We start from the raw sequence: 234 nt of genomic DNA, 5'->3' as shown, positions 1-234 counted from the left end.
GAAGAAGACGCGGCTCGGGCGCTGGCAACCGAAGATCAAGATCACGCCAACCGAAATCGACGGGACAGTCGTGACGCAGGCCACAGCGCATAACGCGACATGGATGATGGAACGTGGTATCGGTGAGGGTGCTCACGTCAAGGTCCTGAAGTCGGGCGATGTGATTCCGAAGATTGTTGGCGTCGTGAAGAAGGCAAAATGGACGCCACCACCGGGCCCCTATGAGTTCCGGGG

1 pseudogene is annotated in these 234 nt (G+C 59.0%); it reads left to right on the top strand.

Annotated elements, in window-relative coordinates:
- Nucleotides 1-234 (top strand): annotated as a pseudogene (gene ligA / locus AC1RPJ_RS08345) (NAD-dependent DNA ligase LigA); the annotation flags it as partial.

Source organism: Dellaglioa sp. CoH-57-MRSF-17 (assembly GCF_056782015.1).
The sequence above is the reverse complement of the archived record's forward strand: the minus strand, read 5'-3'. Positions and strand labels throughout refer to the sequence as shown.